This window comes from Macrococcoides goetzii (assembly GCF_002742385.2).
Lineage (GTDB): Bacteria > Bacillota > Bacilli > Staphylococcales > Staphylococcaceae > Macrococcoides > Macrococcoides goetzii.
The window spans coordinates 39,943-47,126 of sequence record NZ_MJBI02000011.1 but is presented as its reverse complement, the minus strand read 5'-3'; the positions used below and the strand labels follow the sequence as shown (position 1 = coordinate 47,126).

The 7,184-nt window shown below is 35.3% G+C and carries 6 protein-coding genes, 6 tRNA genes and 1 rRNA gene; 12 read left to right on the top strand and 1 reads right to left on the bottom strand.

Features of this window, described 5'->3' with window-relative positions:
- The 8 genes from rrf to rocF form a co-directional block, all read left to right on the top strand.
- Positions 1–95: ribosomal RNA gene (gene rrf, locus BFS35_RS12890) — 5S ribosomal RNA — on the top strand; the annotation flags it as partial.
- A 14-nt stretch (positions 96–109) separates the two neighbouring features.
- A tRNA-Asn gene (locus tag BFS35_RS12885) sits at positions 110–184 on the top strand.
- 4 nt (positions 185–188) lie between these two features.
- A tRNA-Glu gene (locus BFS35_RS12880) sits at positions 189–263 on the top strand.
- A gap of 3 nt (positions 264–266) precedes the next feature.
- A tRNA-Val gene (locus BFS35_RS12875) sits at positions 267–342 on the top strand.
- 28 nt (positions 343–370) lie between these two features.
- Positions 371–454: transfer RNA gene (locus tag BFS35_RS12870), tRNA-Tyr, on the top strand.
- Between the two features lie 6 nt (positions 455–460).
- Positions 461–535: transfer RNA gene (locus tag BFS35_RS12865), tRNA-Gln, on the top strand.
- Positions 536–542: 7 nt separating this feature from the next.
- Positions 543–615, top strand: a tRNA-Lys gene (locus tag BFS35_RS12860).
- Between the two features lie 202 nt (positions 616–817).
- Positions 818–1,720: an arginase gene (gene rocF / locus BFS35_RS12855; protein WP_099577241.1), complete on the top strand. Its 903-nt coding sequence runs from the start codon at positions 818–820 to the stop codon at positions 1,718–1,720.
- A gap of 42 nt (positions 1,721–1,762) precedes the next feature.
- Here the strand turns inward: rocF and BFS35_RS12850 are convergent, their stop codons facing one another.
- Complete coding sequence (locus tag BFS35_RS12850) at positions 1,763–2,206, bottom strand: ArsR/SmtB family transcription factor (protein ID WP_099577239.1); 444 nt, start codon at positions 2,204–2,206, stop codon at positions 1,763–1,765.
- A gap of 421 nt (positions 2,207–2,627) precedes the next feature.
- Between BFS35_RS12850 and BFS35_RS12845 the strand changes: the two genes are divergently transcribed.
- Genes BFS35_RS12845 through glmM form a run of 4 tightly spaced genes read left to right on the top strand, consistent with a single transcriptional unit; the run spans position 2,628 to position 7,048 of the window.
- Positions 2,628–3,896, top strand: a complete 1,269-nt coding sequence (locus BFS35_RS12845) for a helix-turn-helix transcriptional regulator (RefSeq protein ID WP_158554331.1) — start codon at positions 2,628–2,630, stop codon at positions 3,894–3,896.
- Between the two features lie 31 nt (positions 3,897–3,927).
- On the top strand, positions 3,928–4,737 hold the full coding sequence (gene cdaA / locus BFS35_RS12840) for a diadenylate cyclase CdaA (protein ID WP_096077325.1): 810 nt from the start codon (positions 3,928–3,930) through the stop codon (positions 4,735–4,737).
- A complete protein-coding gene (locus BFS35_RS12835; protein ID WP_099577235.1) occupies positions 4,737–5,672 on the top strand; it encodes a CdaR family protein in 936 nt (311 codons plus the stop codon). Before cdaA ends, BFS35_RS12835 begins: the two co-directional genes overlap by 1 nt.
- A gap of 26 nt (positions 5,673–5,698) precedes the next feature.
- Positions 5,699–7,048 carry a phosphoglucosamine mutase gene (gene glmM, locus BFS35_RS12830; RefSeq protein WP_099577233.1) on the top strand — a complete coding sequence of 450 codons (1,350 nt, stop codon included), beginning with the start codon at positions 5,699–5,701 and terminating at the stop codon, positions 7,046–7,048.
- Positions 7,049–7,184 lie beyond the last annotated feature (136 nt).

The window sequence follows — 7,184 nt, the reverse complement described above, 5'->3', positions numbered from 1 at the left end:
GGTCACACCTGTTCCCATACCGAACACAGAAGTTAAGCTCTCTAGCGCCGATGGTAGTTGGTCTTACGATCCGCGAGAGTAGGACGTTGCCGGGCAATTTTTATATTTATCCACAGTAGCTCAGTGGTAGAGCTATCGGCTGTTAACCGATCGGTCGTAGGTTCGAGTCCTACCTGTGGAGCCATTTAGGCCCCTTGGTCAAGCGGTTAAGACACCGCCCTTTCACGGCGGTAACACGGGTTCGAATCCCGTAGGGGTCACCATTTGGAGGATTAGCTCAGCTGGGAGAGCATCTGCCTTACAAGCAGAGGGTCGGCGGTTCGAGCCCGTCATCCTCCACCATTTTTGGAAACTATTGAATTACATATACGGAGGGGTAGCGAAGTGGCTAAACGCGGCGGACTGTAAATCCGCTCCTTCGGGTTCGGCAGTTCGAATCTGCCCCCCTCCACCATCTTATTGGGCTATAGCCAAGCGGTAAGGCAACGGACTTTGACTCCGTCACTCGTTGGTTCGAATCCAGCTAGCCCAGCCATTTTTTTGAGCCATTAGCTCAGTTGGTAGAGCATTTGACTTTTAATCAAAGGGTCAGAGGTTCGAATCCTCTATGGCTCATCATTTAGCATCCTGTATAGGGTGCTTTTTTTGTGCTCTTTTTTGTCATAAACTCATTCGTATCAATGCATAGCTTACCGTTATTATACATAAATATCCATTTTATTCATTTATGCATAAAAATATTGTATATTCGTTCAGAGTTGTATAAAATTAAAGTAGTCAGATTATTTAAAAATTTATGGAATAAGGGGAATACATAATGAATAAGACAATCGAGATTATTGGAGCGCCAAGTGCTTTTGGTCAACGTAAACTAGGGGTGAATATGGGACCAGATGCTATGCGCTATGCTGGATTAATTGAAAGGTTAGAAAGTATTGGTCATACAGTTATTGACCAGGGTAATGTGGAATCACCAGCGATTGATATGAAAAAATATAAATCAGAACAAGGTGGTCTTCGTAATTTAGAAGAGGTTACAACATTCTGTGAATCACTTTGTGAAAAAGTTGATGGGGTAGTACAAAAAGGTAATTATCCTGTTGTTATTGGTGGTGACCATTCAATTGCAATGGGTACTATCAGCGGTATTGCTAAGCATTATAAAAATTTAGGTGTAATCTGGTATGATGCGCATGGTGATTTAAATATCGATGAAACTTCACCGTCTGGTAACATTCATGGTATGCCATTAAGAGCTTTAATCGGAGATGGTCATGAAAATCTGATTAATATCGGTGGATATAAGAATAAAGTAAAAATAGAGAATATCGTGTTAATCGGTATGCGTGACCTTGATGAAGGTGAGAAAGCATACATTAAGGAAGTAGGTATTAAAACATATACGATGGCTGATATCGATCGTTTAGGGATGGGTACAGTAATTGAGGAAACATTAGCTTATTTAGATAAATGTGATGGCATCCATTTATCATTAGACGTTGATGCTTTAGATCCTGTAGAAACGCCAGGAACAGGAACGACAGTGCCAGGTGGTATCACATATCGTGAAAGTCACTTTGCTTTAGAATTATTAAATGATAGTGATAAAATAACTTCATTTGAAATCGTAGAAGTAAATCCATTGATCGACATTTATAATAAAACAGCTGAGCAAGCTGTTGGTTTAGTTGGTTCTTTCTTTGGAGAAAAATTGTTATAAATAAATAAATAAATAAATAAAACAAAAAATATTCCCTGCCAATTAATTTTGGTCAGGGAATATTTTTATTTGGTAATTTGAATCACCATTTTTAGATGAAGCTTTCTTAACATACTTCTTAAGGTCTTTTTTAAATTCAGGAAATTCTTTTTCGTTGATTTGAAGCTTAAATGATAGATTATCTTTCTTGCTATCTTCCTCTGCATATTTCAGTAAATCTAGTTTAGGAACAAGCTGTTTTGCAACAGGTGCATAAAATTTTTGAATAATACTATGCTTTTGTTCTGTTTTCACTAATTCTATAATGCCTTGTTTTTCAAGTTCTGCTAAGTGGTAATGAATTTTTGCGCGTGGAATTTCTAATTCATCCGCAAGCTGTTGGCCAGTTTTCGCTTCAACTGCAAGTAATTCTAATAATTTAATACGAAATGGGTCACTTACGCACTTTAACTGAGCAAGGTTTTCGATTACTAAAATATCTAACATTACGCTTCTCCTTAGTATTATTACTTATATTATTTAGATAATTATATTATCCTTGTTAACTTCAATAATGTCAACGAATTACACTAATCGTTTAATTTTATTATTAGCATAATGTTTTCACTATCTTTTTTCTATCCATTAGATACGCTTTGAATAATCTTTGATATTTATTTTCTGTTAAAAAGATAAAATCATAAGTTCATATTATTAATATTATTTGTATTTTCTTAACATATTTATAATAGATGTAAAAAATGTTATATTTCATATTTTTTTATTGTGAGATATTGAAAGTAACGTCTATTATTCGATTCTATTTTCTTAACATTATCGAATATTATCAATGTAAATGGTAAGTTACTTATGGAATGTTAACTTTATATCGTTTATGATTATATTATATGAAAAAGGGGTGAATCTCGTGGTTGGTCAAAGAATAAAAGAATTACGTAATCAGGCAAATTTAACGCAGCAGGAATTAGCTGACGGTATTATTTCAAGAACATATTTAAGCTTAATAGAAAAGAATTCGGTACATCCTTCTACCAATGTATTAAAGAAGTTGAGTTTGCGTTTAAATTGTACATTGGAGGATTTTACAAATACTTCTGAAGATCGTAACTTAAGTTTATTAGAGATTAAAAAAGAGATTAAATGGGCTGAGAATCATGTATTGATGAATGATTTCAAAAAACTTGGGGAGTTTATCAATAAGAATTACGAAACGCTCGAGAGTATAACAGAAGCTGAACGTGGAGCGATCAGCTGGGTTACAGCTAGTTATTATTTTCACCAAAAAGACTATGATAATGCCCGCAAGTATGTAGAGAAGGCGATAGCAATCGTTAAGAAGATGCGAGATGTAACTATTTATTTACGTTCATTAGAATTATTAGGGCGAATTGAATATGAAGTTGGCAATGTCATGGAAGCGATTAATCAATTAACTAAAGCAAATAATATTACAATCGTTGAGAATGTTGTAAATATTACACGTGTCTCTATTCTTTACTATTTAGGACAATATTATTCACGTGTCGGTGAATTTTATGTTGCGATTAAACTGTGTGAAGAAGCAATTGATTTAAATATGAAGCTTAATACGTATCATATGGCATTAAATATCGAGAATACGTTAGGGCGTTCTTATCATGCAACAAAAGATTTTGAACAGGCTGAATATCATTACCGTAGAGCGATCAGCTATGCTGAACTTCGTCCTGTTTCATTTGATCTTGTAGGTAGCCTGAGTAATCTGGCAATGTTACTCGTAGAGTTGAAACGTACCGATGAAGCGTATGAAATCATCCTGAAATGTAATCAAATGCTCGATGACCATAATTTTGATCATGCATATGCGGTTAATATTCGTCTGCACTTAGCAGAGATTATGATTCGTAAAAGTATGTACGAAGAAGCAAGAGCAATTATTGCTGAAAATATTAAAAATGATGATACCGGCTACGGTGAAGAGTTAATGGGTGATCTTGAATATCAACTGGAGAACTACCAGGGCGCATTAACGTATTATAAAATTGCGTTAAATGGTAATGAGCATGTTTATTATTTTGGTAGAATTTCGAAAAAGATTGCAGAAATTTACGTAAAACTTGGAGATTTAGAACAATCCAATGAATATTATAAAAAATGCATCAATCTATACGAAGATTCTCTACCATACATGGTATAATTATTTTTAGCATGAATATGGAGGAGATACAATGCAGCTCTTTAGTGTACTTGATAATTTAAGTACTGTTAAGATCATTACCGGCATCTTAGACTTGCTGATTGTATGGTACGTCATCTATTTGCTAATCAACGCAATTAAAGGGACGAAAGCCATCCAATTATTAAAGGGTATCTTCTTTATTCTGATTGGTAGAACGCTGAGTAATCAGCTTGATTTAACAACAACGACTAAAATGTTTGATATGGTTATGGAATGGGGTTTCTTAGCCATCATTGTTATCTTTCAACCAGAATTAAGAAGAGCTTTAGAACAGCTCGGACGAGGTAGTTTATTTAAACGCAATGCAGCAAATTTAAAGGTTAACCAGGCAAAGCTTACAGATGCCATGGTCAAATCAGTACAGTATATGGCGAAACGTCGTATTGGTGCGTTAATCGTCTTTGAAAAAGAAACAGGATTACAGGATTACATAGAAACTGGTATACCAATCAATGCAGATATATCATCTGAATTATTAATTAATATATTTATTCCTAATACGCCATTACATGATGGTGCGATGATTGTACAGGGTGATAAGATTGCTGTTGCAGCAAGTTATCTTCCTTTATCGGATAGTGCTAAGATTCAAAAGAGTTTAGGAACACGTCACCGTGCCGCAGTGGGTATTTCTGAAGTGTCAGATGCTTTTACTGTAGTTGTTTCTGAAGAAACCGGCGATATTTCAGTGACGTATAACGGCAGATTACGTAAAGATGTATCATTAGAAGTGTTTGAAGCCTTGCTTACGGAACATTGGTTTAGTACACATGTCACGAAGAAAGGTGTTGAAGAATAATGCTTGAGAATAAATGGGGACTGAGATTTGTTGCATTTGTACTCGCTTTGTTTTTATTTTTATCAGTTAACGATGTCTTCGCACTTTTTGGTAATAATCAATTCAACCAGAATGATCAGACGGTCATTGAAGATGTCCCGGTTAAGATTGTGTATGATGACAAAAACTTGTATTTAACAGGTGCACCAAAGACCGTAAATGTACGTGTGAGCGGTCCGCAGTCTATCGTAAAGAAGACTGAGAGTATGATAGACTTCACGGTAACGCTTGACTTGTCCAGCTCTAAAGTTGGAGAATATAAAAAGAAGTTCAAAGTAAAAGGTATTTCTGATAAATTAAATTATGAAGTGATTCCGAAATTTGCGAATATCACTTTATCAGAAAAAATTAAAGATACAAGACAAGTAGAAGCGGAAGTAAGCAATTCACGTATTGCGACTGGCTATGAACTGACAGGTAAAGAAGTTGATCCGTCGCAAGTAACCATTACAGGTGGAGAAGACGAAATTAATAAGATTGCATATGTGAAAGCAACATTGCAGGATAATACGAAATTATCTAAGACAACAAGTGAAGAAGCAGAAGTTAATGTATTTGATTCTAATCTTAATAAACTTGATGTATCCGTAAAACCTGCTAAAGTAAAAGTGAACATCAAGATTGCACCGACTTCAAAGACGGTAGCGATTAGTGCAAAGAAATCAGGAAAATTACCTTCAAACCTAAAACTAAACAGTCTGGAACTATCTGAATCTGAAGTAGAACTATTTGGAAAGCGTTCGGTGCTAGATGGTATCGGTAGTTTAGCGATTGAAGTGGATTTATCGAAAGTAACAAAAGATACAGTCGTTAAGGAAAATATTCCTTTACCAAAAGACGTATCAAGTGCCAATCCAAAGCAAGTAGAAATTATGATAGATGTATCTAAAAAATAACGATATGAATAAAAGGAGTTTAAAAAATGGGTAAATATTTTGGGACAGACGGTGTAAGAGGTGTAGCTAATAGTGAGTTAACACCAGAATTAGCTTTTGAATTAGGGCGATACGGTGGTTATGTATTAGCACACGGCGGAACGGCTAAACCAACAGTAGTTGTAGGTCGTGACACACGTGTTTCTGGTATTATGTTAGAGTCAGCACTTGTAGCAGGATTATTATCTACAGGTGCAGAAGTAATGCGTTTAGGTGTTATTTCTACACCAGGTGTTGCTTATTTAACGAGAGAATTAAATGCACAAGCAGGCGTTATGATTTCTGCAAGTCATAATCCAGTACAAGATAATGGTATTAAATTCTTCGGATCAGATGGTTATAAATTAAGTGATGCACAAGAAGCGGAGATCGAAGCTTTATTAGATGCGAAAGAAGACACTTTACCACGTCCAACAGGCGTTGATTTAGGTCATACTTCAGATTACTTTGAAGGTGGACAAAAGTATTTAAGCTTTATTAAATCAACGATTGACGGTGATTTAGAAGGGTTAAAGATCGCATTAGATGGTGCACATGGTTCAACATATTCATTAGCGCCTTATTTATTCGGTGATTTAGAAGCTGATACAGTAACAATCGGTTGTAATCCAGATGGTAATAACATCAATGATGGTGTAGGTTCAACACATCCAGAAGGATTGGCTGAATTAGTAGTGGACTCTGGTAGTGACTTTGGGTTAGCATTTGATGGTGATGGAGACCGTATTATCGCTGTCGATGAAAAAGGTCAAATCGTTGATGGCGACCAAATTATGTTTATTTTAGCGCAAAGTATGCATAATGAAGGTACTTTAAAGGACAATATGGTTGTATCAACTGTAATGAGTAACTTAGGATTCTATAAAGCATTAGAAGCATTTGATATTAATTCAAATAAAACGAAAGTAGGAGACCGTTACGTTGTTGAAGAAATGAGAAACGGTAAGTACAACCTAGGTGGAGAACAGTCTGGACATATCGTAATGATGGATTACAATACAACTGGTGACGGATTATTAACAGGTGTTCATTTAGCGAGCATCATTAAAAAATCTGGTAAGACATTAAGTGAGTTAGCAGGACAAATGAAGAAATATCCACAACGCTTAGTAAATATTCGTGTTTCTGATAAACATGCTGTTGAAGAGAACTCAGCAGTCGCTGAATCAATTGCAAAAGTTGAAGCGGAAATGAACGGTGAAGGACGCGTATTAGTCCGTCCTTCAGGAACTGAACCTTTAGTACGTGTAATGGTTGAAGCAAAGACAGATGAAGATGCTGAACGTTTCGTAAACAGTATCTCTGATGTTGTACGTGAACATATGGGGATTAAATAATTTAATATCGAGGGACCAAATCTTCTGATTTGGTCTTTTTTTTATGGTTCTTAAATCTAAACGATAATAATTTAATCTATATAAACTACAAAATTTCGAAATAATCTTGCAAATAATGACAATAAAAAAATAATTT